Source organism: Anoxybacillus andreesenii (genome assembly GCF_030813005.1).
Classification (GTDB): Bacteria; Bacillota; Bacilli; order Bacillales; family Cytobacillaceae; genus Robertmurraya; species Robertmurraya andreesenii.
In genome coordinates, this window is the sequence record NZ_JAUSTU010000003.1 from 1 (window position 1) to 24843 (window position 24843).

Here is a 24843-nt window from a genome sequence, read left to right on the forward strand (position 1 = left end):
TGTTTTGTTCTTGGCATGATGTTAACCTCCTTGGTACATTAGGCAGTATAAAATAAAATACTCTTATTGTCCAAGTTCATTTTGGGGCTTATGAGATAACTGTTCATAAACTGCGCGGAAGAAGTTTGCTAACTTTGATCTAATTTCTCTTCCACCATACTTATAATGATGACTTTTCCTAGTTGTTTTTAGACCGTTGTTATTTAGCCACCAAATCCATTTTTTCTCAGCTTCATCAACATCCAAATCAAGAAGTGATTGGAGTTTGGGGTATTTTTCGTTTAGAAATAAAATAATTCGATATATGTACCCAGAGTATTTACTAAAGAAGACTCTTAGACCAATTTCATCATTAAACAATCTGTGGAACATAACATATTTCAGTTCTAAAGCAAAGTTATGATTTTCGGAAGTGAAATTTACATTTTTACGTTTTTGTGTATATTTTTTGAATTGTTCCTTAAAGTTAGGAATAATACCAATGTCATTTACATTCCAACTATCACTAACTAAAAAGTAATCATCATAAACTAACTCTGTTATTACCTTCCCATCTCTAGAAATTTCCTTAACCTCATAAGAGGAAAGAGTAGATGTGATTAAATCCCAATATTCACTTTTTTGAATTGGATTACTTGCTACTTTGTTTTCCAAAGTTTATCCTCCTTAAATATCAATCTAGATTAAAAGGGAACTAAATCATCAGGAATATTTGAATTAATTTCATCCTCTGTGATTTTACTCTTCCCAATCTCAAAAACGTGAGAGACTTTCTCCCAATCTTTACGAATATCATCTTCAGATGGGTGGATGTATAAGTCTATCGTTGTTTGTATTTGTGCATGTCCTAAACGCTCTTGTACCGCTTTAATGTTCTTAGTTTTAAGATAAAACATTGTCCCATGAGTATGACGAAAAATATGTGGTGTAATATGTATGCCTGTTTTTCTCTCAATCTCTTTAAAAGTTGCGTAGACATCCGAATAGGTGAGAGGTTGTCCAGCATTCTTTCCCCAAATTTTAACAAATACAAAGTTATGGTCTGGATTATATTCATCAATTACCTCATACAAGTAATCATCATATAAGTCCATTAGTCCTTGAGAAATATCTATTTTCCGTTCACCAGTCTTCAATTTCCCGCCATTTGGTAATTCGCCTCTATCAGTTAACTGAATTTTATGCTCCCTTTTTCTAGCATCAAAAAGAAAATCTTCAAGGAATAAAGAGAGGACCTCACCTATACGTAATCCACTTTCAAAAAGTAACCTTACTAAGAATCGATCCCTAATGTTTGTAGTAGATTGATAGATTTCATCAACCTGTTCTTTTGTAAATATTTTAACTCTATTTCTTCTTGGTTCATCTAATTTAAGGATATTTTTAGTGGTGGGTTTACCCTTATTCACATGATGTAAGAAGCCCTTATACCCATTTCCACCTGCACCTACAAACATCTTCTTCATTAGTTTCTCGACAATATCTGAATCAATTAGCTCGTTTCGGTATAGATAATCGTAAAAGTTTGTAACTACTGTAAGGTAAGTATTAACTGTCTTCGCACTACGTTTGGCTGGTAATTTTTTATGAGGTACTACTTTATTGCTTTCATATGGATTTCTTAGCCAAGCAATAAAGTTAGATAATTTTTCAAAGCTCACATCCTGATAATCTATTCCAATTTGTTCTAAGTATGTAAAGTAGAATTTCAAAGCCGTACAGTAAGTCCTTAAAGTATTGCTACTATCCTCTCTGTTATGTAAATACTTCATATACTTAGCAACAGGTTCTACAGGTAACCCATCTGCTCTAATAAGAAGAAATGCTTTTCTATTTTCTACAGTTACCTCAACTATCCTCATGATATAACCTCCAATCCTTTTATTATCTTAATAGTGGCTCTGCTCATAAAAGTACTATCCTTATTGTTTCTTTAAAGGTCCTCGAAACTATCGTTTCTGCGGAGTGCTATCCTCGCACCGAGGCTACGTCCTCTTGAAAACAAACAAACGTTCTTTAGTTTATATATTCATATTAAACTTTTGAAACCATATATTCAACCATTATTTAACTAATATATTATGTAAATAAAAAAGGATAATTAGCCCTCATAATAGACTAACTATCCTATAATAAATAATCTATATTTAATTCAAAGGGGCATCTTGGGCTGCTTTAATTGTTGGTGTTGGTGCTTATCTCATCGGTTTGTTTAATGCAGGAATGGAGTTGAACGAGAAGGGCTATTATTTTGCCATTTTAATATTCGGACTTTATTCATCTGTATCCCTACAAAAAGCTGTAAGGGATAGGGACGAGGGAATCCCTGTAACGAGCATTTACTATGGTATTAGTTGGTTTGCCCTTATCGTATCGATTTCATTAATGGGAATCGGTTTATACAACGCAGGAAGTATCGTACTAAGCGAAAAAGGCTTTTATGGCATGGCCTTTGTTCTTAGCCTATTTGCAGCGATAACCGTTCAAAAGAATGTGAGAGATACACAAAGGGCGAGGGAAAAAGATTGAAAGCAGTTAGAATCAGTTTTCTGAAGATAGACAAATTCCCTTTAATTTTCTATCAATATAATGTAAACTAATCCATATGTGAATATGTCTTGCAGAGATTAGGTGCTAACTTGTTAGCTAAAAAAGGGAATTCGGTGAAAATCCGAAGCTGTTTCCGCAACTGTAAGTGCTGATGAAATAAGAAATACCACTGTTTGTTTCTAAACAAATGGGAAGGTTCTTAAAGTAAGATGATGCATGAGCCAGGAGACCTGCCTATTCTTGAACGTATTTTGCTCTTCGGAAGTTAAGAGGATTGTACGGCAGTGTTTCTATTTTATAGGTCAGCCTTGATCAGAATTAATAGAATGATAGCCGTCCAATTTTTATGGGCGGCTTTTTTATGATCTCGAAGACTCGTTCTGCAGCTATTCACGAAAAAAAAGAGAGGAGGAATGAATATTGAAAAAGGATTCTCGCTATCTATGCTATCCATTTATGCGTGAGTCAGCTTCAACAGTAGACTTTGAAATCAGGACCGATTCATTGACGACTCGAATTGGACAAGCCGCTTCGCAAACACAGGATTTACCTGTCGTACATAGTGATTTAATAGATTTGCTCCCAATGGCCTATCATTTAAATGGCTCAGCACGAGGAAAACTTGCCATATTCCCAGAAGATTTGGAACGGCTAAGTAAGATGTATGATTTTTACAAGGCGGAGGTTGAAGAGCAGATTCAGACCTTCCTTTTACCGCAAGGAACAGAAGCTGCATGCACACTCCATGTTTGTCGTAGTGAAGCAAAGAAATCGGTACGCGCTCTACATAAGGTTAGCTTGGAAAAAGAGATACCTGAAATCATGTTTGATTATGCCCATTTATTAGCGAATGTCTTTTTCGTCATGGCGGTCTATGTCAATAGACAGCATGGGGTCGAGGAAATCCCTTTTATTAGTAAATCATATCCAACGAGAAAATAGGAGGAATCACAATGCCAAAAAATCTTATGAAATGGCTTTCTGCATTGATGCTCGTTTTTTTACTAGCAGCATGTAATTCTGCACAAGAGCCAGAAAAGCAGGACAAAGATACAGAAAAGCAAGCTCCAAAAACTGAATCCTATACAGTGAAAGACGACACTGGAACAGACATCACATTTGATAAAGTGCCTGAAACGGTTGTTTCTCTTGCACCAAGCAATACGGAAATCCTATTTGCTTTGGGTGTAGGTGACAAAGTAGTCGGTGGTACTGATTTTGACAACTATCCAGAGGAAGCACAGAATATTGAGCGCGTCTCAGATTCCATGAACATTAATGCAGAAAAAATCATTGGACTAAAGCCTGACGTTGTCATTGCCTATACAATTGGAGAGGCCGACACTTTAAACCCACTGAAGGATGCGGGGATTCCAGTATTCGTCATCCAATCTGCGACTTCATTTGATGACGTCTACGGTGACATTGATCAAATTGCCAAAGTGATGGGTGTTGAAGAAAAAGGCAAAGAATTAGTCGATGACATTCGTGGAAAAATTGCAGGAGTAGAGGAAAAGATCTCAAATGTATCAGATAAGAAAACCGTTTATTTTGAAATTGATCCTACTCCGTTTACAACAGGAAAAAATACCTTCCAGCAGGAAATTTTAAATGCAGCTGGTGTTGAGAATATTTTTGCAGACCAAGAGGGATGGATTCAAGTTTCAGAAGAGGAAGTCATCAAGAGAAATCCTGCTATTATTGCCACCACTGTTAACTATGTCGAGGACCCGGTTGGAGATATTAAAGGTCGTGCCGGCTGGGATCAGCTAGACGCAGTGAAATCTGATCAGATTTTTGAATTAGATCCTGATGTCACATCTCGACCAGGACCAAGAATTGGAGAGGCAGTTGAACTCGTAGCAAAGATGGCCTATCCAGATCTATTTAAATAATTGTTTGAGAGTGACCGTTTTGAAATAAATTCGAAACGGTCACGTTTGTTTTGACCAAGTCCTGACGATTAAAAAAACTATAAACAACTTAGCATTAAAAGGAATAAAAGTTTTTTTTATTTTTTTATAGATTTTTTTATTATTTCCTGTTAAGATAAGCAAGTATTATTTATGGAGAGCAGATATTCAAATATCAGAGTCTTTCCAAGCAGATAATTTTGACCACTTTCTTCAAAATAAGAGAGTTAAGGCCATACGGACAGCCGGGTCAAGTGCCGATTGGCAACTTTGTTGCCTTATTGATTGAGTTAGAAGCTCAAATTTTATAAGTTGGTTACTTTACAACCAGTGCATATTGCATATCAACTTGTGAAACGGTCAATAAGAGTGGTAAAAGTAATTATTTGCTATATAGACTCTGAACCTATTATTTGAATAAAGAAAAGCTCTTCTATGATTCTGTCTATAAAAGAGTTCTGTTCAGATCTGTATGCTTTTCTTACGAATTCAAATGACCAACAAGCAAGTGGTGCGCATATATGCGTATGCACTTGCTTTTTTATTTGAGCAAAAACTTCAGTTCTGCCTATTTAGGTGAAAAAATCTAATTTAAAGGGGAAATGAAAAATGGGTAAAGCACTTATCATTGGTTGTGGCGGTGTGGCATCTGTTGCCATCCACAAATGTGTCCAAAACAGCGAGGTATTCGAAGAAATTTGTATTGCGAGTCGTACAAAGTCAAAATGTGACGACCTAAAAGCAAAGCTAGATGGAGGCAAAACAAAGATCACAACAGCACAAGTGGATGCCGACAATGTGGACGAGCTGATTGCTCTCATAGAAGAGGTAAAACCGGATATCGTCATGAATTTGGCCCTCCCATATCAAGACTTAACGATTATGGATGCGTGCTTAGCAACGAAGACGCATTATTTAGATACAGCGAACTATGAGCCAGAGGATACGGCTAAGTTTGAATACAAGTGGCAGTGGGAATACCGTGAGCGCTTTGAAAAAGCTGGCATTACCGCACTATTAGGAAGCGGCTTTGACCCAGGTGTTACAGGCGTATTTTCAGCACATGCTTTAAAGCATCACTTCGATGAAATTGAGTACATTGATATCCTTGACTGTAATGCAGGGGATCATGGCTATCCATTCGCAACCAACTTCAATCCAGAAATTAATATTCGTGAAGTTTCAGCCAACGGAAGATACTGGGAAAACGGTGAATGGATCGAGACCAAGCCGATGGAAATCAAACGCGTCTATAACTTCCCAGAAATTGGCGAAAAGGATATGTACCTACTTTATCATGAGGAGCTAGAATCTCTTGCTCAAAACATTCCTGGATTAAAGCGAATTCGCTTCTTCATGACCTTTGGACAAAGCTATTTAACCCATTTAAAATGTCTTGAAAATGTTGGAATGACTTCCATCGAGCCAATAGAATTTGAAGGCAAGCAAATCATTCCACTTCAATTCTTAAAGGCGGTATTACCAGATCCAGCTTCTCTAGGCCCGCGTACAAAAGGAAAAACAAACATCGGCTGTATTTTCCGCGGTAAGAAGGATGGCAAGGACAAAACCTATTATGTGTATAATGTTTGTGACCATGAGGAGTGCTTTAAAGAGGTAGGATCCCAGGCCGTTTCCTACACGACTGGAGTTCCAGCGATGATCGGTGCAATGATGATTATGACAGGTAAATGGAATAAGCCTGGCGTTTACAATATTGAGGAATTCGATCCAGATCCATTCATGGAAGCATTAAACAAATGGGGACTTCCATGGAAAGAAAGCTTTGATCCAGAGCTAGTCGATACTGTGGCTGAAAATGAAAAAGAGCCGGAGCTAGTGCGATAAGATGAGGTTTGAAGAGTTACCAACACCTTGTTATGTAGTCGATGAAGAACTCCTTGAAAAAAATCTAAAAATCCTCAGAGGTGTCATGGACCGGACCGGGGCAAAGATCATTCTTGCCCAGAAGGCTTTTTCCATGTACTCCACTTATCCGCTTATTCGCCAATACTTAAGTGGGACAGCGGCAAGTGGCCTTTATGAAGCAAGACTCGGCTATGAGGAAATGGGGAAGGAGAATCATGTCTTCTCCCCAGCTTACCGAGAGGATGAAATGGATGAGATTATTCACTATTGTGATCACATCATTTTCAATTCTTTTTCTCAGGTGGAAAAGTATCGGGATCGGGTATTAAGTGCTGGAAAAAAGGTCGGTCTTCGCATCAATCCGGAGTGCTCCACCCAGGTCGGACATGAAATTTATAATCCTTGTGCTGTCGGGTCAAGGTTCGGGGTTACACTCGAGCAATTTCATCCTGAAGACTTAGAGGGGATTTCTGGCTTTCATTTTCATACCTTATGCCAACAGAATTCAGACGACCTTGCCACTACATTAGATGCTGTGGAGGAAAAATTTGGTCCGTGGCTTGCCCAAATGGAATGGATCAATTTCGGTGGCGGCCACCATATTACGAGAGAGGATTATGATATCCCATTACTCGAGGATTGTATTAGAAGAATGCAGGAAAAATACGGATTAGAAGTCTATCTTGAGCCAGGGGAAGCCGTTGCCTTGAATGCGGGTTACCTCGTGACAACGGTTCTTGATACGCTTCAGAATGGGATGGATATCGCCATCCTTGACACGTCTGCGTCCTGTCATATGCCTGATGTACTAGAGATGCCGTATCGGCCGCCTCTTTTTGATTCAGGCGAACCTGGGGAAAAGGCGTATACGTATCGACTTGGCGGACCTACTTGTCTTTCTGGTGATAATATTGGGGACTATTCATTCGATCAGCCTTTGAAAAGCGGCGACCGCCTCGTGTTTGGTGATATGGCCATTTACTCAATGGTGAAGAATACAACCTTTAATGGAATGGCGCTGCCATCGATCGCTCTGAAAGGGAAAGACGGCGACTGCCGCATCATGCATAAGTTTGGTTATGAAGATTTTAAGATGAGATTGACCTAAAATGAAATAAAAAGTCACCTTCAATTAGAGGGTGACTTTTTTGATATTCATTTGATGGTATCTATAGACACCAGAAATATAGGGTTTATAATGGAATTCGTAATTATTCTCAATTGTTAGGATCGTGGTACTTCGTGAAGAACAGCAGTGTAAAGGATAAAGTTCTATATGTGTTTCGCATTCCTACCTTTCCAGTCCTCTTTCTCATTAACACCATTTTTGGGTTTTCCTTATCCTTTTTTGCCCCATTTTCATCTCTTTTTGGTATTGATGAAGTAGGGATGAGCAATGCAGGCTTTGGAATTTTTATGACGGTCATGGCCATCGGAGGTGTATTGATTAGTAGTTATATTGCAAAGCGTTCCGATACAAGAACCAGCCGGCGAAAGCTTTTGCTTATTACCTCTCTAACTGGGGTTTTGGGCTATGCCTTATTTGCCATATTGAGGGATTATTTCGCTCTCATGATTACAGCGTTTTTCCTGCTGGGAACCACAGCAGCTTCTGTGCCACAATTATGGGCTTATGCCCGTGATGCGTTGAAGGCTGCGAATATTCCGAGTGAAGAAACGCCTTTTATCATGAATGTCCTGCGCATGTTCTTTGCCCTTGCTTGGACGGTTGGACCTGCAGTAGGAGCTTGGCTTTTAGTCATTATTGGGTTTAAGGGACTTTTTCTCTGTGTTTCGGCTGCATACTTCTTCGCATTCATGACGATTCTATTCTTTTTGAAAGAAGTTCCGAAGCAAGCTACACCGTCGAAGGAGTCGTTGGCAGTTCGGAAACATCTTGCTCGACCGCATTTATTATCATACCTTGTCGCAGCATTATTATTAGCAGCAGCGATGAACATTCATATGCTCAATGTTCCACAGTTTGTAACAAAGGTGCTTCACGGGTCGGAAATGGATGTTGGTTATATTTTTAGTGTTCCGCCCATTTTTGAGGTTCCTTTTATGATTGCCGTAGGAATTCTTGCAACCAAAATGGATAATGGGTTATTAGTAAAAATCGGTTTTTTTATTGCGACAATCTATTTCATTTTGTTCAGTTTCGTCAGTGAGACATGGCAAATTTATCCGTTGCAAATTCTTAGCGCGGCTCAGGTATCGATTACGGCTGGCATTGCTATTTCATATTTTCAGGATTTTATTCCAGAAGCACAAGGGACGGCAACTACACTTTATATGAATTCCACACAAATCGGTCAAACTCTCGGATATCTCACGTTTGGATTTGTTTCAGAGTTCATCCATTATGAAAATCTAATTGTTATTTATGCTGTTCTAGCCGGCATTGGATTTGTCTTACTCCTCTTTTTTGCGAAGGAGAAGATGAATGTACCCATCGTTGAATCAAAGGTCCAGGATCTATAGGAATGATTAACACCACCCGATTTTGCTAAACGGGTGGTGTTTTTATTTCTTTGGATTTTTATAATTCACGAAATGCATTTTCAAGGCTTGTGAAGCCAGTTGAGTCCTTTCCATCGGGATCATCGGTTTCAATTGTCCACAAATTATTGATCGGAGCAAGTTCTTGTTCATGATCCTTTCTGAAGGTTGAATGAATATGATAGGTTTTGCCATCCTTTTTCACTGTGTAGCCCATATAATAAATATTGTCCTGGCCCTCTTCTTCAAAAATTCCAATATCGTCAATGCCATACTTTTCGACATAGGATTGAAATGGCTCTTGCAGGGCCTGAATAATCTGTTCTCGTGGCAAATATTCCATTTGATTTCTTCCCCTTTCTGTCAACTCCTACCTTTAATATGGCATTTCTTCTTTAGAAATAATCAAGATAGCAGCATAAGAAAATCGTTTTTATGAATACTAAAAATGGAAAAAATATAAAAAGGAGATATTAAGACGGCTGATTTGAATGAAACCCATTTGATCCACTTTGGAGATATTCTAACAGAAGAGATTATCAAACAGTTTCCAGAGAAATTTGAGTGATCAATGATGACCTCGGTAAATTATCGGGGTTATTTTTAATTAGAAAAAATCTAAAAAAGTTATATAACAGTATTTACAAATTATATTCTGTTATAGTACAATGAAGATAACAAAATGAAACGGTAGGAGGAATAAAAATGATGGAAACAAACCCAATTATTAAGGAATGTGTTGAGTGTGGAGGAGAATTTAAGGAAAAGCAAAAATCAATTCATTATGAATGTGAGCGTTGTGTTGGGAGACATGAAGAATAGATAAAAAAGCTGCAAATTTGCAGCTTTTTTTGCTGTTTATTAAGAATTCAAGTCTTTAACATCGAAAACGTTCATCCCTCGAACTTCCACTTTTCATCCACAGCTTCAATAAACGCCTGCACATTCTTTTTCTCCTGCATGACGGGTGAATAGATATAGGAAAAAGAGCTACTAAAGTCAAGCTCATTCACTTGAATGAGCGATAATTGTTTTTCTGCCAAATCCCTTGCTATGGCGCGTACAGATAAGAGCGATAAACCGAGACCATTCTTGACACATTCTTTAATCACTTGAGTACTGTTAACAGAAAGCATTGATTTTACCGATAATCCATTTCGATCAAGCATCCCCATTAATAATTCACGAGTCCCAGAACCCATTTCTTGAGTAATCCAAGATTGATTATGTAAATCCTTAAGGTCAATCGATGATTTCCGAGCTAACGGATGATCAGGTGAAGCAAGGATGACTAATTGATCATCCATAAAAGGGATGACTTCTAGCTCCTTATCATCCATCTGGTCATCAATCAAACCGATTTCGAGCTTGAACTGTCTGATAGAATCAACTATTTCTTCAGTATTGCCAATCATTACTTCAATTTCGAGCTTTTGGTACTTACGTTGGAGATCGGACAGAAGAGAGGGGAGTAAATATTCTCCGATTGTATAACTGGCTCCTATTCTTAAAGTCCCTTTTATCTCTTCCTGTAATTCGAGAATGTCTCTTTTGGCTTGTTCATAGAGGTCAATGATTTGTTTGGCACGCTCCACTAACAGCTGACCATTTGGAGTAATGTTCAGGAATTTTGGTGAACGCTGAAATAACTCTGTTTGAAACTCCTGCTCCAAATTCTTAATATGTAGGCTCACTGTCGGCTGTGACATCAAGCGGATTTCAGCTGTTTTTGTGAAATTTTTGACCTCTGCCAGAGTAACCAAGGTTCTTAGTTCTTCTATTTGCATCAAGCACCCACCTTACTATTAGGAATGTTAATGATCATCATTATGAAAAATGATTTTACATATGCCCTTTTCTCCGTTACAGTTTTGAAATAATAAGTTTCATATTTTTTTAGAAATAAAACCAACTTATTTGATAGGAAAAGTAAAGATATGTTCATCGTATCATATCTTGTTTCGAAAGAGAATCTTTTTGTGGGGTGAATAAAGTTGCAACTTCAAGTAGGAAATAGTCCTTTTAATGCAAAGCAGTCGGCGCTTCTCAATGAACTTTTAGAGTCCCTGACGCCTACGCAAAAGATCTGGCTTAGCGGTTTTTTTGCCTGTTCTGCTACTGAAACGAAGACACGCCCTGTGGCACAAAATCGTTCAAAAGAGGTGACGATCTTATATGGATCGCAAACAGGCAATTCACAGGGGCTTGCGAAAAAGGCAGGAAAGGCATTAGAAGAAAAGGGCTATCAGGTTCATATTGAGGCGATGAATGATTTTAAAGCGAATCAATTAAAAAAGGTGCGGAATCTTTTAATCATTATCAGTACTCACGGGGAAGGCGATCCACCAGACAATGCAGTCCTTTTCCATGAGTATCTGCATGGTAAGCGGGCACCGAAGCTTGACGGACTTTCCTATTCTGTCCTCGCTCTTGGCGATAGCTCCTATGAATATTTTTGTCAGGTAGGGAAAGAATTCGATAAGCGCCTGGAGGAGCTTGGGGGTGTCCGGCTCTATCCACGATTTGACTGTGACGTAGATTTTGAGGAGCCCGCATCCGAATGGCTTGAAGGAGTGATTCACAGTTTAGAAGAACAAGAGGGAATGGCTGAGGAGGTTCAACACTCATTACCACTCCAGGAGCAGGCAGTCTCATCTTATTCCCGCAGCCATCCTTACCAAGCTGAAGTGTTGGAAAACATCAACCTAAATGGCAGAGGTTCAGAAAAAGAGACCCGTCATTTAGAGTTATCCCTTGCAGGATCTGGACTAACCTATCAACCAGGGGATAGTCTTGGAATTTTTCCAAAAAACGATCCAGCTCTCGTTGCTGAGCTTATTGAGGAACTGAAATGGAGCCCAGAGGAATCAGTCCCAATTCAAAAGCAAGGCGACCGAGTGAGTTTAAGAGAAGCGCTCACAAGCTACTATGAAATTACTGTTCTAACAAAACCTCTATTACAAAAAGTCGTTGAGCTCACACAGAATGAAGCACTAGCCACCCTACTTTCCAATGAAAAGGATTGGAAGGCTTACTTAAAGGGTCGAGACCTTCTCGATTTGGTCCGGGACGTAGGATGCTGGGGGGATACAGCGGAGGAATTTGTGTCGATTCTTAGAAAAATCCCACCTCGACTGTATTCAATTGCGAGTAGCGTAAAGGCTTATCCGGCTGAGGTTCATTTAACGGTTGGGACGGTAAGATACACAGATCATGAACGTGAACGGAAGGGCGTATGCTCCTGTTACTTGGCTGAACGCCTTGAGCTTGGTGAGAAAGTTTCCGTCTTTGTCCAAGAAAATGATAATTTCCGCTTACCTAAGGATCCTCAGGTTCCAATCATTATGATTGGCCCTGGAACAGGAGTGGCTCCATACCGTGCATTTCTACAAGAGCGGGAGGAACTCGGTTATGATGGGAAGGCTTGGCTCTTCTTTGGTGATCAGCATTTCATGACGGATTTCCTTTATCAAACTGAATGGAATCAATGGTTAAGGAACGGGATTCTGACTAGATTAACTGTAGCTTTTTCTCGAGATCAGGAAGAAAAAGTGTATGTTCAGCACCGCATGCTTGAAGAGAGTAAGGAAATTTTCTCCTGGTTAGAAGAAGGTGCTGTTGTCTATATTTGCGGTGATGAAAAAAAGATGGCAAAGGATGTTCATCAAGCACTGATCGAAATCATCGCTCAGGAGGGTGCGTACAGTCGCGAGGAAGCAGAAGCTTATCTAGCTGATATGCAAAAGCAGCGAAGATACCAGCGCGATGTGTATTAGAGAGAAGAAAGACTTATGAGATGAACCAATAAATCCTAGAGAGGAGATTTGAATATGAGTAGAGATCATTTACAGGCTCCTAAAGGACCTCCAAGTAAGAATGAGCAGTTAAAAAAAGAGAGCAACTTTCTACGGGGAACACTAAAGGAGGAGATGGCAGATAGACTTCATGCAGGGCTATCGGATCCTTCGAATGTACTGCTAAAATTTCATGGTAGTTATCTTCAGGATGATCGGGATCTGCGCAACGAACGACAAAAGCAAAAGCTTGAGCCTGCCTACCAATTCATGATCCGTGTGCGCTTACCTGGTGGGGTGGCAACCCCTGAGCAATGGCTTGTTATGGATGAGCTTTCAGAGAAATATGGGAATCACTCCTTAAAGTTAACGACACGCCAGACCTTTCAGCTGCATGGGATTTTGAAGTGGAATATGAAACAAACGATGCAGGAAATAAATCGGGCACTGATGGATACGATTGCTGCATGCGGAGACGTCAATCGAAATGTGATGTGTAGCGCTAATCCCTATCAATCAGAAATTCATGCCGAAGTATATGAATGGTCGAAAAAATTAAGCAACGGTCTATTGCCACGAACGAAAGCATACCACGAAATTTGGCTAGATAACGAGAAGGTTTTTGGAACACCAGAAATAGATGAAGGGGAACCAATGTACAGCCCTGTCTATTTGCCGCGGAAGTTTAAGATTGGGATTGCTGTTCCGCCTTCAAATGACGTGGATGTTTTTTCACAGGATATCGGCTTTATTGCAGTTGTTGAGAATGAAAGCTTAGTAGGCTTCAATGTCGCCATTGGTGGTGGGATGGGCATGACCCATGGAGATGTGGAAACATATCCCCAGCTTGCAAAAGTGATTGGCTTCTGTAAGCCAGAGCAATTAAATGATGTAGCCGAAAAAATCATCACCATCCAGCGCGATTATGGCAATCGCTCCATTCGCAAAAATGCTCGTTTCAAGTATACCGTGGATCGCCTTGGGATCGAAGCGGTGAAGAATGAGCTCCAACAGCGCCTCGGGTGGAATTTGGAGGAGGCGAAGCCCTTCCATTTTGAGCATAATGGTGATCGATATGGCTGGGTGAAAGGGACAGGAGGAAGATGGAATTACACCCTTTTCATTGAAGGGGGAAGGGTGAAGGACACGGAACGCTTCAAGCCCAAAACAGGACTTCGAGAGATTGCTAGAAAGCATAAGGGAGAATTTATCATCACCCCGAATCAAAATTTGATTATTGCCAACGTGTCGGAAGAAGGCAAGGAAGACATTCATCGTCTACTGGATAAATATGGTTTGAATGACGAGAGCTATGCTCGTGCATTAAGAAGAAACTCCATCGCATGTGTCGCCTTGCCAACATGTGGGCTAGCGATGGCAGAAGCAGAAAGGTATTTGCCAACTCTCATTGACAAGATTGAGCGGATCATCGATAAGAATGGTCTACGAGATGAGGAAATCACAATCCGCATGACTGGCTGTCCAAATGGATGTGCCCGTCATGCGTTAGGAGAAATCGGTTTTATCGGAAAGTCAATTGGGAGATACAACATGTATTTGGGCGCTGCCTTTGATGGAAGCCGCTTAAGTAAAATCTATCGTGAGAACATTGCCGAGGAGGAAATTCTGAAGGAGCTAACCGTACTTTTATCCCGTTATGCCAAAGAAAGATTGGACGAGGAACGTTTTGGAGATTTTGTCATTCGTGTGGGAATTGTAAAGGAAACAACGGATGGTACAAATTTCCACCATTAGGAAGGGAAGGGAGGGTTTCTGATGGATGATCTTCTTAAGCAATACGGTTCACCCCATTTTACAATCGATGAAGAGACGAAAGGAGCGAAAGAAGTCGTCAAGTGGGCCTATCGGAATTTTCCTGAGGAAAGAATCGTATATGCATCAAGCTTTGGAGCGGAGGCGATCGTATTAATCGACATTATCCAACAAGTAAAGAGTGATGCCCATATTGTCTTCCTGGATACGGACCTTCATTTTCCTGAAACATATGAAGTCATTGAAGCCATTGAAAGACGATTTCCGAGCCTCTTCATCGAGAAAAAGAAGCCCCAGCTCACCCTAGATGAGCAATCGGCACAATATGGTACAGCCTTATGGAAAAGGGAGCCAAATCAATGCTGTCACATTCGCAAAGTCATTCCATTACAGGAAGTGTTATCAACAAAGGATGCTTGGATATCGGGGCTGCGCAGGGAGCAATCGCCTACAAGAGCGAATACAGAGTTTTTAAATAGGGATGAAAAATTCAAAAACATTAAAATCTGTCCATTGATTCATTGGACGTGGGAGGATGTATGGTCGTATATCCGAAAGCATCATCTTCCATATAACAAGCTTCATGATCATCATTATCCGAGCATCGGCTGTTTTCCGTGCACCGTAGCGGTCACAAAGGACGGGAACCCTCGTGCAGGACGATGGTCAGGTTGGAGAAAAACCGAGTGTGGTCTTCATTCAAGTTAGAGGAGGTTGAATAGTTTTGAGCATCAGCGCCATTCTCATCGGACTTTTTTTTGCATTGAATATCGGTGCCAGCGGGGCAGCGGCATCGATGGGAATCGCCTACGGTTCTGGCGTTGTCAAAAGGAGAATGGCGTTACTACTTTGTGCTTTCGCTGTTTTTCTCGGCGCTTATTTTGGCGGAGGGGAAGTAGTCAAAACATTAGGAAATGGAATTATTCCAAGTGAAACCTTCACCATTGCCATTTCGATCATTGTATTGTTTTCAGCGGCACTATCCCTTTTTTTAGCCAATATATTAGGGATTCCCTTATCTACGAGCGAAGTAGTCGTTGGCTCGATTATAGGTGCGGGGCTCGTTTATCAAACCATTTTTCTCGAAAAAATAGCATGGATTATTTTATTTTGGTTTTTAACACCATTCTTGGCCTTCCTACTTGCGATTATAGGGCAGCTCGTGTTGAAGGTGAAGCCATTTCAAGGGCTTTTAAGAACGCAGGTTGCCGTTAAAATTCTTCCATTACTCTTGATTGTCACTGGGATGTTTGAAGCTTTTTCCGCAGGGATGAACAATGTTGCTAATGCGGTTGGTCCGTTAGTTGGGGCAGGTGTGATGTCGATAGAAAGCGGAATTTTACTTGGTGGGCTATTTGTTGCATTCGGTGCCCTGTTCTTAGGGGCGAAGGTGTTAGAAACGAACGGCAAAAGAATCACCTCGATTCGGCTCGAGGACGGCTGCCTTATATCGGGTACAGGAGCGAGTATCGTCACGATTGCCTCGATCTATGGTATCCCCGTTCCGTTAACTCAGATTACCACAAGTTCCATTATTGGAATCGGATTTGTGAAGGAAGGTCTGTCCGTATTAAAAAAGCAAGTCGTGATGCAGCTCTTTACCGTGTGGATCGTTTCCCCATTAATCTCGATGGTCTTGTCCTATACTTTGATTCAAATTTTGATTGAGCATAATTTTTATCCGATTGTCGTCGTCATAGGTGTCCTGATCTCAGTGTTCGGTGTGGTGTTTTTGCAAACAAGAAAGGATGCTGAAATGGCGTTAACGAGCAATGTTATTGAAAGGAAGGGAGAAAATTGACCCAATTACCAGCTCCTCATGGAGGAGAACTTGTGCAATTATTTGACCCAAATCTTGAAACAGATTCGATCCACATGAGCATACCGATTGACGCGATTGCTTTAAGTGATCTCGAGCTCATTGGGATCGGACTTTATAGCCCACTGAAAGGCTTTCTCGGGAAAAAAGACTATGATTCTGTCTTGGAAAGGATGCGACTTCATAATGGGCTCGTTTGGTCGATTCCGATTACTTTACCAGTGTCTACAGCTATCGCCAGCACTTTAACGGTAGGAGAATATTACAAGCTAAAATTTAATGGTGATACGTATGGGGTCATTCGCGTTTCAGAATGGTATGAACCCGATTTAGAAAGGGAAGCGATTCGTGTCTACCAAACAAATGAGCTTGCTCACCCTGGAGTGAAGCGCCTTTTTGAACGGGGCACTGTCTATGTGGCAGGTGACATTACCCTAGTGAAGAAAGTGGATAAAGGGAGTTCCTCAGACGTATGGTTTGAGCCGAAGGAAACGCGAGCACTTTTTGCTGCAAAAGGGTGGAGGACAATTGTTGGTTTTCAAACGAGAAATCCGATTCACCGCGCCCATGAATATATTCAAAAGGCAGCGCTTGAAACTGTGGACGGTCTGTTTGTCAACCCGCTTGTAGGTGAAACGAAAGCAGATGATATTCCAGCTGATGTTCGGTTAAAAAGTTATCGGGTCTTGCTCGAAAACTATTATCCTACTGAAAGAGTTCACCTAGGTGTGTACCCAGCAGCAATGAGGTATGCGGGGCCGAGAGAAGCGATTTTTCATGCCATTGCTCGCAAAAACTTTGGCTGTACGCATTTTATTGTCGGTAGAGATCATGCTGGTGTAGGCAATTACTATGGCACGTACGATGCCCAAAGGATATTTAGTGATTTTACGGAGGATGAACTTGGGATTAAGCCATTATTCTTCGAGCATAGTTTTTATTGCTACAAATGTGATGGGATGAGCTCAGAGAAGACATGTCCTCATGGAAAAGATGATCGTGTCATTCTATCTGGGACAAAGGTGAGGGAGCTATTGCGGTCGGGAACGTTTCCACCATCGACATTCAGCCGCAAGGAAGTAGTTGAGGTGCTCATTGAAGGGCTAAAGGAGAAATCTACTGTTTGAGGAGGGGAGAGAATTGCAAGTGACAAACCTAACATGGCATAAGCAAACCGTATCCAAATGGGATCGACACGCTCAAAATGGCCATCGCAGCTGTGTTCTATGGTTCACAGGTCTATCCGGTTCTGGGAAATCCACGATCGCCAATGCCGTCTCTCATGAGTTATTTCGCCAAGGCATCAAGGAATATGTTCTTGACGGGGATAACATTAGACACGGTCTCAATAAGGATCTGGGCTTTTCAAATCGGGATCGTACTGAAAATATTCGGCGTATTGGCGAAGTTGCAAAGCTATTTGTCGAGAGTGGTACCATTGTCATATCGGCTTTTATTTCTCCAATCAAAACCGATCGTGAACAGGTGAGAGCTCTTTATCCTGATGGAGAATTTTTCGAAATCTTTATTGATTGTCCCATTGAAGAATGTGAAAGGCGGGATCCGAAAGAGCTTTATAAAAAGGCTCGCCGTGGTGAAATCAAAGGTTTTACAGGCATTGATAGCCCGTATGAACGACCGGAAGATCCAGAATTAACGATTGCTTCACATGAAATCAGGGTGGAAGATGCAGTTGCGACGATTATTGAATTTTTGCAGGGGAAGGAAATTATTCCTAGTTAAAGGAGGCGTTATCCGATGGTTGGCAAGGTATATTTAGTTGGCGCTGGGCCAGGAGATCCTGAGCTGATTACGGTAAAAGGGCTCCGATATTTACAGCAGGCAGATGTTATTATGTACGACCGGCTGGTGAACAGGGAACTCCTTCAATATGCCAGTGAGAAAGCCCTCCTTATATATTGCGGCAAACGACCACATGCTCATACGATGAAACAGGAGAGCATTAATCGTCTACTCGTAAAATATGCGAAGAAAGGTTGTCATGTCGTCCGCCTAAAAGGAGGAGATCCATTCGTCTTTGGACGTGGCGGTGAAGAAGCTTATGCATGTACGGTGAACCACGTTCCATTTGAAGTGGTTCCAGGCATAACGGCTGGAATTGGTGCAGCAGCTTATGCAGGAATCCCTGTCACTCATCGACATTTGAGCAAAAGCTTTGCCTTCATTACTGGGCACGAAGAAGATCTTATGGCGAAGGGGCAAGAGTGGTCCCACTTGGCTAAAGCGGTTGATACGATCTGTGTCTATATGGGAGTCTCCCATTTGCCCTCCATTGTTAGAAATTTAATAAAGAATGGGAAATCACCGCAGACCCCAATCGCCCTTATTCATTGGGGAACATTGGCTGAGCAGAGAACGGTGATCGGAACGTTAGAAACAATTGAAGCGAATGTAAAAAAAGCACATATATCGAATCCTAGTATGATCATCATCGGGGAGGTCGTTCGTTTAAGTGACTCGTTGAGCTGGTTTCATGAAGAAGTGAATCTTCTGTTTCCAGCCATTGAAGGCTAGGAGGCAGGTCGTATGAAGGCTGTTCTTTATGTTGCCCATGGTACCCGTTCGAAAAAAGGAGAGCTTGAGGCGAGAAGCTTTTTACAAAAAATTATGATGAAAGCCCCACTGCCGATTCAAGAAATAAGTTTTCTAGAACTGTCAGAACCATCAATGGATGAAGGGTTTGCACGCTGTATTCAACAAGGGGCAACAGACATTACGGTCATTCCAATTTTCCTTCTTGCAGCAGGGCATATGAAACGAGACATTCCCGACAATGTAAAGAGATGGAAACAGAAATACCCCCAAATACGTATTGAACTTCTGAATGCACTTGGGGTACAAGAAGAAATTGTCGACGGGATTGTCGAATTAATACATGAGTCGATAATTGATTTGAAACGAAATGACTCGATCTTAATTGTTGGACGTGGCAGCAGTGATCCAGACATTTATCAAGCCTTTGCCCAAATTGAAAATATGCTGAGAAAACGAATCAAAATCGAATCGATTTCCACCTGTTATCTCGCGGCAGCTGAGCCAAGCTTTACTTGTGGGTTGAATAGACAACTGACAAATACAACCGGGCGGGTGATTGTTGTTCCGTATTTGCTTTTCTCAGGGTTGCTCCTTTCAGAAGTGAGCCGAACCTGCCGAAAATTCGGTTCAAAAGTGATCCAAATGGGACCGTTAAGTCACTATCCTGCAATCGAATCCCTTCTTGTTCGAAAAGTATCTATCCCAAATATTTGCAGTTTGAGGTAGGATATACCCGCTGAAAAGTAGAAATATTTAGACAACATGGATTTTTGGGAGGTTTTTGTGATGAATTTTGAATTAACGGAGGAACAGGAAAGTGTGAAGTCGATGCTTAGAAGGTTTGTTGATAAGGAAATCATTCCTAATATGCGCGAATGGGACCGGCAAGGACATTTTGAACCAAGCGTGTTGAAAAAGCTAGCAGATTTACAGCTAATGGGGGTCTGTATTCCAGAGGAATATGGTGGAGCAGGTATGGATTACAACACCCTTGCGATTGTTTGTGAGGAGCTGGAAAGGGGAGATACCGCTTATCGAACAGCCGTATCCGTTCATACCGGACTAAATAGCATGACACTTTTACAATGGGGAACAGAAGAACAAAAGTGGAAATATTTAGTCCCTCAAGCACAGGGGGAAAAGATTGGGGCTTTCGGGTTAACTGAACCCAATGCAGGTTCAGACGTAGCAGCAATGAACACAACTGCCGTTCTAACAGGGGACCATTATATTCTAAATGGCTCAAAAACATGGATTTCACTCTGTGATGTCGCTGATCATTTCTTAATTTTTGCCAAGACAGACCCAGGTCTTGCCCATAAGGGGATATCTGCTTTCGTTGTTGAGCGAACGTTTGAGGGAGTGGAGACGAAGGCGATCAAAGGAAAGCTCGGAATCCGTGCTGGGAATACTGGTGAGGTATTTTTATCAGATGTGAAGGTTCCTGTTGCAAATAGAATAGGGGAAGAGGGGGAAGGCTTCAAAATTGCGATGTCAGCGCTTGATAATGGCAGGTTTACGGTTGCTGCGGGTGCTGTTGGCTTAATTTCAGCAAGCTTAGAAGCAAGTTTGAAATATTGCCATGAACGACAAACCTTTGGAACGGAAATTGGTCGTCATCAGCTCGTGCAGCAAATGATTGCGAAGATGAGCGCGAACTTAGAAATTTCCAGATTATTAGTTTTTAAAGCGGGATGGTTGAAGAACAAGGGCATACGAAATACGAAGGAAACGTCTCTTGCCAAATGGATTGCCTGTAATGCCGCATTTGAAGCAGCCAATGATGCCGTCCAAATTCATGGAGCAAATGGGTATTCAGATGAATTTCCGGTCGAACGCTATTTACGGAATTCGAAAGCACCTGTCATTTATGAAGGAACACGAGAAATTCACACAATTATGCAGGGAGAGTATGCATTAGGCTATCGAGAAGATAAGCCACTCCGAAAAAACCTGCCTGCTTGGCCGTTTGAGAAAACGTCCGTGCATTAATTCCTTGGCTTAAATGCTGTACTAACGCAAAATTAAATAGCGGGTCTATGAAAAGGATAGACCCGCTTTACTTCTATGATGCGTGCTGTTCCTCAACAGCGTGCATTTTTTTAGTTCGTGACGGTGCTAAATGAAAGACGATGTTTAAAATAATCGCTGTCAAGCTTCCAATTACAATGCCATTGCTCGTTAAGATATGAATCCCCTCAGGGAGATGTTCAAAAACAGCTGGTACAGTCGTAACCCCAAGACCCATCCCTATCGAGCAGGCCACAATGAGCAAGTTTTCCTGTGAAGCGAAGTCAATTTTGCTGAGCATCTTAATTCCTGAAGCAATTACCATACCGAACATCGCAACCATCGCACCACCCAGAACTGGAGTAGGAATGACTGTTGTAAAGGCACCGATTTTGGGAACGAATCCGATCAAAATAAGGAACCCAGCGGCAGTATAAATGACATTATTACGTTTTACCCCGGACAGCTGCAAAAGTCCGACGTTTTGAGAGTAGGTCGTATATGGGAATGCATTAAAGAATCCACCAAGTATAATCGCGAGCCCTTCTGCCCGGTAACCATTTGAAAGATCCTTTTCTGTTAGTTTTCGATTGGTGATATCTCCGAGGGCGAAATAAACACCAGAAGACTCGACAAGACTGATCACAGCGACAATGGTCATCGTAAGAATGGCAGATGCATGAAAGGATGGCATCCCAAAATAGAAAACCTGTGGCAAATGAAGCCAGGAAGCCTCTAAAACTGGGGTGAAATCTACCATTCCCATGAAAAATCCTATAAGTGTACCAGTAAGCAAACCAATTAAGATCGCAATCGCTCGCACAAACCCCCTACCAAATCGGTACAGAAGGATGATAAATAATAGGGTACCAAAAGCGAGGGAAATGTTTGAGATAGCTCCGAAATTTTCGTTCCCTTGTCCACCCGCCATATTATTCATGGCAACAGGAATTAAGGTAATTCCGATAATCGTTACCACTGAGCCTGTTACAACTGGAGGGAAGAAACGGGCGAGCTTTCCAAAAAATGTCGAGATAAGAACAACCACTAAGCCTGAAACAAGGATTGACCCGTAAATAGCGGAAATCCCATACTCGCCGCCAATGGCAATCATTGGCCCCACAGCCGTAAAGGTACAGCCAAGAACGACAGGTAGTCCAATTCCGAAAAACTTATTCTTCCAAACTTGAAGAATGGTAGCGACTCCACACATAAAAATATCGATAGAAACAAGGTAGGTTAACTGCTCTGCTGTCAGACCGAGAGAAGTACCGACAATAATCGGAACAATTACAGCTCCTGCGTACATGGCAAGCACATGCTGGATGCCTAACGATGCGGTCTTTAATAGATTTGTATTCATGACAGAGCAACCTCCAATTCCTCTAAAAAGGCTACCTCTCCATTTTCCAAAGAGGAGATTCGGGCAAGGGATTCTACTTTATAGCCTTTTTCCCGAAGCGATTGACCGCCTTCCTGGAAGGATTTCTCAATCACAATCCCAAATCCTGCTACTTCAGCACCAGCTTGATTTACAATCTCAGCTAAGCCAAGGGCAGCTTGACCATTCGCTAAGAAATCATCTATAACTAAAACCCTATCGTCTGAAGCGATGAATTTGCTAGAAACGGAGATTTCATTTGTTTCATTTTTCGTAAAAGAATGGACCGTTGCTGTCAGCAGGTCGTTTACAAGGGTCAGTGATTTTCTTTTTCTGGCAAAAACTACCGGGACTTGGAGCTCCAGTGCCGCCATCAAACCAGGGGCAATCCCCGATGACTCAATTGTTAATACCTTAGTAATTCGTTCAGATTGGAACCGCCTTGCAAATTCTTTCCCAATTTCGACCATCAATACGGGGTCAATTTGGTGATTTAAGAACGAATCCACCTTCAATACTTGATTGGATAATACTTTGCCTTCTGACTGAATCTTTTGTTTGAGTAAGTCCATCATTTTTCCTCCTAGTCAAAATAAAAAACCTGAAATCATTGCACCCTCAAAAAATGAGTGAGTCAATGACCTTCAGGTTTGCCTTAGAAGGAAATGGAATAAACACCTACAAAATAGATGTATCCCCATTGCTCACTCATAGTCGGTGTATTTACGGTACTCCGGTAGAAACTTGCGGGCCATATCCCCGCGATTATATGAGTGAATGCGTTGATTATCATGTAGAACATATTATAGGGTCTTGTTTCGACTTTGTAAATAGCTGTCGAAAGATTTGTAGTTTCATTGATAGGGAAGAACAAAATTTTGTATCCCCCGTAGAATAGTATTAAAAATGGGGTGATTTACCTTGGTCAAGTGGAAAGATGTTTCGACCTCCAAGCATCTACTTAAACTCTTTGATGGAAGCAGGCTTATCAAGTCCTATCCGATAGGAGTGGGGAAAATACTAACTCCTACACCTGGAGGAACCTATAAAATCATCAACAAACAGAAAAATCCAGGTGGTCCATTTGGAGTTCTTTGGATAGGATTATCAAAACCCCATTATGGGATTCATGGAACGAATAATCCCTCTTCAATTGGTAAAAAGGTCTCTCACGGCTGCATCCGCATGTATAATAGTGATGTCTTGGATTTGTCATCAAGAGTACCAATTGGGACGGAAGTGTATATTCATAAATAGGGGCACTTTTCTAAAAGCTTTCCTACAAATAATAAGAACGTTACTCCTTAATGCAAATGCATTGACAATGATTGCTCGTCATGCACTTCCAATAAGGAGTAACGTTCGTTTTCAGGATTAATAGTCTGTAATAATGATATCACGCTCAAGGAACTGTTCAATCACTTCGCTTACTTGGAAGGAAACCTGTGGTGAATCAAAGTTCTCAAAAACGTATTCACAGCTATCTTTATACGCCATAATTTCTTGATAATGATCAAGATGGCGTTTAATATCTTCCTCGCTATCGCCGCGCTCCTTTTGTCTTTCGATTACGGTATCACGGTTAGCGTATATGAATAATCGCATAACACGATCTCCGTACATGCCCTTTAGCTTCTCTGTCCCTTGAGGATTCAAGGTTAAATAGACGAGATTATGGGATTCAAAAGCCTTTACAATATCCTCCTCACGAATTCCGTAATGGAAGCCGTCTATTTCCACAGACTCTAGAAACTCCTGATTCTCTTCCATTCTTTTAAAACTCTCAACATCGACAAAATGATAGTCTTCACCATTTACTTCATAATGACGGGGAGGACGTGTCGTATAGGAGAGGACAGTTTCCATATCGAACATCGTAGCAACCATTTTTGCAATTGTCTTTCGCCCAGACCCATCTGGACCAGTGTAAATGAATAGCTTTTCCTTTTCTTTAATTTTGTACATAGATGAACCTCCTTTGGTTATATTTAATTATGGGATAAACAGTACGGCGGGAAAGGATGAGGGGAGAAGGATTTATAGTTATTTTTCCATTATATCAGAATTTTTACAAAATTTTAATATCTTATTTAGAAATTTTTCAAAACTTTTGGAGAAGAAAAATCCTTGTACCACTATTGTGCAGGAGTGGCTTTCTAAAGAATTGTTTTGTGCATCATAAAGCTAGTGGTGTGACATAGATCACAAAATGATTTCCTATTTAATTCTATAATGGTGGTTAATATATTGAGGTGATGGGAAATGGAATATAAATTTAAGACACTTTATTCAGAGATCGGTGGACAAGAAACGATTGATCGACTTGTGAATGCTTTCTATCCAAAAGTATATGCTGACCCGGAGCTACGGCCACTTTTTGAAGGGGACATGGAGGAAATTAAAAGAAAGCAGAAGCTATTTCTTCCACAATTTCTTGGAGGCCCTGCCCTTTACAGTCAAGAGTTCGGTCCTCCAGCGATGCAGCAGCGGCATCTTCCGTTCGAAATTACACCAAAGAGAGCAAGATGCTGGCTCCGTTGCATGCGTGAGGCTTTTGAAGAGATTGGCCTATTTGACAACCCAGCTGGAAAACCGTTTTATGATCGATTAACCCAGGTAGCTGGGATCATGGTGAACACCGCAGATAAAGAATAGAAACAGTCCTTATGGCTGTTT

24 protein-coding genes, 1 pseudogene and 2 riboswitches are annotated in these 24843 nt (G+C 41.1%); of the genes and pseudogenes, 18 read left to right on the plus strand and 7 right to left on the minus strand.

What is annotated here, in order from left to right; translation table 11 throughout:
- Positions 1-63: 63 nt before the first annotated feature.
- Together J2S07_RS03660 and J2S07_RS03665 are read right to left on the minus strand one after the other, a co-directional pair.
- Entirely contained in the window at positions 64-654 is a 591-nt protein-coding gene (locus J2S07_RS03660; protein ID WP_307149053.1) for a transposase, read from the minus strand.
- 29 nt (positions 655-683) lie between these two features.
- Entirely contained in the window at positions 684-1862 is a 1179-nt protein-coding gene (locus tag J2S07_RS03665; protein ID WP_075981806.1) for a tyrosine-type recombinase/integrase, read from the minus strand.
- Positions 1863-2151: 289 nt separating this feature from the next.
- Here J2S07_RS03665 and yiaA point away from each other — a divergent pair.
- The 6 genes and pseudogenes from yiaA to J2S07_RS03695 form a co-directional block, all read left to right on the plus strand.
- Positions 2152-2529: pseudogene (gene yiaA / locus J2S07_RS03670) on the plus strand (inner membrane protein YiaA); the annotation flags it as partial.
- Positions 2530-2612: 83 nt separating this feature from the next.
- Positions 2613-2802, plus strand: a riboswitch (cobalamin riboswitch).
- Between the two features lie 168 nt (positions 2803-2970).
- Positions 2971-3492: a cobalamin adenosyltransferase family protein gene (locus tag J2S07_RS03675; RefSeq protein WP_307149054.1), complete on the plus strand. Its 522-nt coding sequence runs from the start codon at positions 2971-2973 to the stop codon at positions 3490-3492.
- A gap of 11 nt (positions 3493-3503) precedes the next feature.
- Positions 3504-4445 (plus strand): ABC transporter substrate-binding protein, encoded by a 942-nt coding sequence (locus tag J2S07_RS03680; protein WP_307149055.1) that lies wholly within the window; start codon positions 3504-3506, stop codon positions 4443-4445.
- A 627-nt stretch (positions 4446-5072) separates the two neighbouring features.
- Positions 5073-6311 carry a saccharopine dehydrogenase family protein gene (locus tag J2S07_RS03685; RefSeq protein ID WP_307149056.1) on the plus strand — a complete coding sequence of 413 codons (1239 nt, stop codon included), beginning with the start codon at positions 5073-5075 and terminating at the stop codon, positions 6309-6311.
- A gap of 1 nt (position 6312) precedes the next feature.
- Positions 6313-7440 (plus strand): carboxynorspermidine decarboxylase, encoded by a 1128-nt coding sequence (nspC, locus tag J2S07_RS03690; protein WP_307149057.1) that lies wholly within the window; start codon positions 6313-6315, stop codon positions 7438-7440.
- A 134-nt stretch (positions 7441-7574) separates the two neighbouring features.
- Positions 7575-8816 carry a sugar efflux transporter gene (locus J2S07_RS03695; RefSeq protein ID WP_307149058.1) on the plus strand — a complete coding sequence of 414 codons (1242 nt, stop codon included), beginning with the start codon at positions 7575-7577 and terminating at the stop codon, positions 8814-8816.
- A 58-nt stretch (positions 8817-8874) separates the two neighbouring features.
- On the opposite strand, the gene J2S07_RS03700 is transcribed toward J2S07_RS03695, so the two are convergent.
- Positions 8875-9177 (minus strand): DUF5634 family protein, encoded by a 303-nt coding sequence (locus J2S07_RS03700; RefSeq protein WP_307149059.1) that lies wholly within the window; start codon positions 9175-9177, stop codon positions 8875-8877.
- A gap of 362 nt (positions 9178-9539) precedes the next feature.
- Between J2S07_RS03700 and J2S07_RS03705 the strand changes: the two genes are divergently transcribed.
- Positions 9540-9656, plus strand: coding sequence for a YhfH family protein (locus tag J2S07_RS03705; protein WP_307149060.1), 117 nt, complete (start codon positions 9540-9542; stop codon positions 9654-9656).
- Between the two features lie 71 nt (positions 9657-9727).
- Here J2S07_RS03705 and J2S07_RS03710 read toward each other — a convergent pair whose 3' ends face one another.
- The gene (locus tag J2S07_RS03710) at positions 9728-10621 is read right to left on the minus strand and encodes a LysR substrate-binding domain-containing protein (RefSeq protein WP_307149061.1); all 894 of its coding nucleotides are present in this window, start codon (positions 10619-10621) and stop codon (positions 9728-9730) included.
- A gap of 207 nt (positions 10622-10828) precedes the next feature.
- On the opposite strand from J2S07_RS03710, the gene J2S07_RS03715 reads away from it, so the two are divergent.
- From J2S07_RS03715 to J2S07_RS03755, 9 genes are read left to right on the plus strand one after another with little or no spacing between them, the layout of a single operon-like run.
- On the plus strand, positions 10829-12610 hold the full coding sequence (locus tag J2S07_RS03715) for an assimilatory sulfite reductase (NADPH) flavoprotein subunit (protein ID WP_307149062.1): 1782 nt from the start codon (positions 10829-10831) through the stop codon (positions 12608-12610).
- 54 nt (positions 12611-12664) lie between these two features.
- Positions 12665-14383, plus strand: a complete 1719-nt coding sequence (gene cysI, locus J2S07_RS03720; RefSeq protein WP_307149063.1) for an assimilatory sulfite reductase (NADPH) hemoprotein subunit — start codon at positions 12665-12667, stop codon at positions 14381-14383.
- 21 nt (positions 14384-14404) lie between these two features.
- Positions 14405-15109 carry a phosphoadenylyl-sulfate reductase gene (locus tag J2S07_RS03725; protein ID WP_307149064.1) on the plus strand — a complete coding sequence of 235 codons (705 nt, stop codon included), beginning with the start codon at positions 14405-14407 and terminating at the stop codon, positions 15107-15109.
- Positions 15110-15125: 16 nt separating this feature from the next.
- Positions 15126-16202, plus strand: coding sequence for a sulfate permease (cysP, locus tag J2S07_RS03730; RefSeq protein WP_307149065.1), 1077 nt, complete (start codon positions 15126-15128; stop codon positions 16200-16202).
- Positions 16199-17347: a sulfate adenylyltransferase gene (gene sat / locus J2S07_RS03735; protein ID WP_307149066.1), complete on the plus strand. Its 1149-nt coding sequence runs from the start codon at positions 16199-16201 to the stop codon at positions 17345-17347. Before cysP ends, sat begins: the two co-directional genes overlap by 4 nt.
- Positions 17348-17360: 13 nt before the next feature.
- Positions 17361-17963, plus strand: a complete 603-nt coding sequence (gene cysC, locus J2S07_RS03740) for an adenylyl-sulfate kinase (protein WP_307149067.1) — start codon at positions 17361-17363, stop codon at positions 17961-17963.
- 15 nt (positions 17964-17978) lie between these two features.
- Positions 17979-18755 carry a uroporphyrinogen-III C-methyltransferase gene (gene cobA / locus J2S07_RS03745; protein ID WP_307149068.1) on the plus strand — a complete coding sequence of 259 codons (777 nt, stop codon included), beginning with the start codon at positions 17979-17981 and terminating at the stop codon, positions 18753-18755.
- A 12-nt stretch (positions 18756-18767) separates the two neighbouring features.
- A complete protein-coding gene (locus J2S07_RS03750) occupies positions 18768-19502 on the plus strand; it encodes a sirohydrochlorin chelatase (RefSeq protein WP_307149069.1) in 735 nt (244 codons plus the stop codon).
- 60 nt (positions 19503-19562) lie between these two features.
- Positions 19563-20768 carry an acyl-CoA dehydrogenase family protein gene (locus J2S07_RS03755; RefSeq protein ID WP_307149070.1) on the plus strand — a complete coding sequence of 402 codons (1206 nt, stop codon included), beginning with the start codon at positions 19563-19565 and terminating at the stop codon, positions 20766-20768.
- A 73-nt stretch (positions 20769-20841) separates the two neighbouring features.
- Here J2S07_RS03755 and J2S07_RS03760 read toward each other — a convergent pair whose 3' ends face one another.
- Both J2S07_RS03760 and J2S07_RS03765 read right to left on the minus strand, forming a co-directional pair.
- Positions 20842-22149: a nucleobase:cation symporter-2 family protein gene (locus J2S07_RS03760; protein WP_307149071.1), complete on the minus strand. Its 1308-nt coding sequence runs from the start codon at positions 22147-22149 to the stop codon at positions 20842-20844.
- Positions 22146-22739, minus strand: coding sequence for a xanthine phosphoribosyltransferase (locus J2S07_RS03765; protein ID WP_307149072.1), 594 nt, complete (start codon positions 22737-22739; stop codon positions 22146-22148). Before J2S07_RS03765 ends, J2S07_RS03760 begins: the two co-directional genes overlap by 4 nt.
- 119 nt (positions 22740-22858) lie before the next feature.
- Positions 22859-22960: riboswitch (purine riboswitch) on the minus strand.
- A 128-nt stretch (positions 22961-23088) separates the two neighbouring features.
- Between J2S07_RS03765 and J2S07_RS03770 the strand changes: the two genes are divergently transcribed.
- Positions 23089-23424: a L,D-transpeptidase gene (locus J2S07_RS03770; RefSeq protein ID WP_307149073.1), complete on the plus strand. Its 336-nt coding sequence runs from the start codon at positions 23089-23091 to the stop codon at positions 23422-23424.
- Between the two features lie 117 nt (positions 23425-23541).
- On the opposite strand, the gene J2S07_RS03775 is transcribed toward J2S07_RS03770, so the two are convergent.
- Complete coding sequence (locus J2S07_RS03775) at positions 23542-24132, minus strand: guanylate kinase (RefSeq protein ID WP_307149074.1); 591 nt, start codon at positions 24130-24132, stop codon at positions 23542-23544.
- 297 nt (positions 24133-24429) lie between these two features.
- Between J2S07_RS03775 and J2S07_RS03780 the strand changes: the two genes are divergently transcribed.
- A complete protein-coding gene (locus J2S07_RS03780) occupies positions 24430-24822 on the plus strand; it encodes a globin domain-containing protein (protein ID WP_307149075.1) in 393 nt (130 codons plus the stop codon).
- Positions 24823-24843: the final 21 nt, after the last annotated feature.

Coding starts and splice junctions, on each gene's coding strand:
- J2S07_RS03665 (WP_075981806.1), bottom strand. CDS start 1,862: ATGAGGATAGTTGAGGTAACTGTAGAAAATAGAAAAGCATTTCTTCTT.
- J2S07_RS03700 (WP_307149059.1), bottom strand. CDS start 9,177: ATGGAATATTTGCCACGAGAACAGATTATTCAGGCCCTGCAAGAGCCA.
- J2S07_RS03680 (WP_307149055.1), top strand. CDS start 3,504: ATGCCAAAAAATCTTATGAAATGGCTTTCTGCATTGATGCTCGTTTTT.
- J2S07_RS03760 (WP_307149071.1), bottom strand. CDS start 22,149: ATGAATACAAATCTATTAAAGACCGCATCGTTAGGCATCCAGCATGTG.
- J2S07_RS03765 (WP_307149072.1), bottom strand. CDS start 22,739: ATGGACTTACTCAAACAAAAGATTCAGTCAGAAGGCAAAGTATTATCC.
- J2S07_RS03710 (WP_307149061.1), bottom strand. CDS start 10,621: ATGCAAATAGAAGAACTAAGAACCTTGGTTACTCTGGCAGAGGTCAAA.
- J2S07_RS03775 (WP_307149074.1), bottom strand. CDS start 24,132: ATGTACAAAATTAAAGAAAAGGAAAAGCTATTCATTTACACTGGTCCA.
- J2S07_RS03750 (WP_307149069.1), top strand. CDS start 18,768: ATGAAGGCTGTTCTTTATGTTGCCCATGGTACCCGTTCGAAAAAAGGA.
- J2S07_RS03705 (WP_307149060.1), top strand. CDS start 9,540: ATGATGGAAACAAACCCAATTATTAAGGAATGTGTTGAGTGTGGAGGA.
- nspC (WP_307149057.1), top strand. CDS start 6,313: ATGAGGTTTGAAGAGTTACCAACACCTTGTTATGTAGTCGATGAAGAA.
- J2S07_RS03725 (WP_307149064.1), top strand. CDS start 14,405: ATGGATGATCTTCTTAAGCAATACGGTTCACCCCATTTTACAATCGAT.
- J2S07_RS03755 (WP_307149070.1), top strand. CDS start 19,563: ATGAATTTTGAATTAACGGAGGAACAGGAAAGTGTGAAGTCGATGCTT.
- cysI (WP_307149063.1), top strand. CDS start 12,665: ATGAGTAGAGATCATTTACAGGCTCCTAAAGGACCTCCAAGTAAGAAT.
- J2S07_RS03685 (WP_307149056.1), top strand. CDS start 5,073: ATGGGTAAAGCACTTATCATTGGTTGTGGCGGTGTGGCATCTGTTGCC.
- cobA (WP_307149068.1), top strand. CDS start 17,979: ATGGTTGGCAAGGTATATTTAGTTGGCGCTGGGCCAGGAGATCCTGAG.
- J2S07_RS03780 (WP_307149075.1), top strand. CDS start 24,430: ATGGAATATAAATTTAAGACACTTTATTCAGAGATCGGTGGACAAGAA.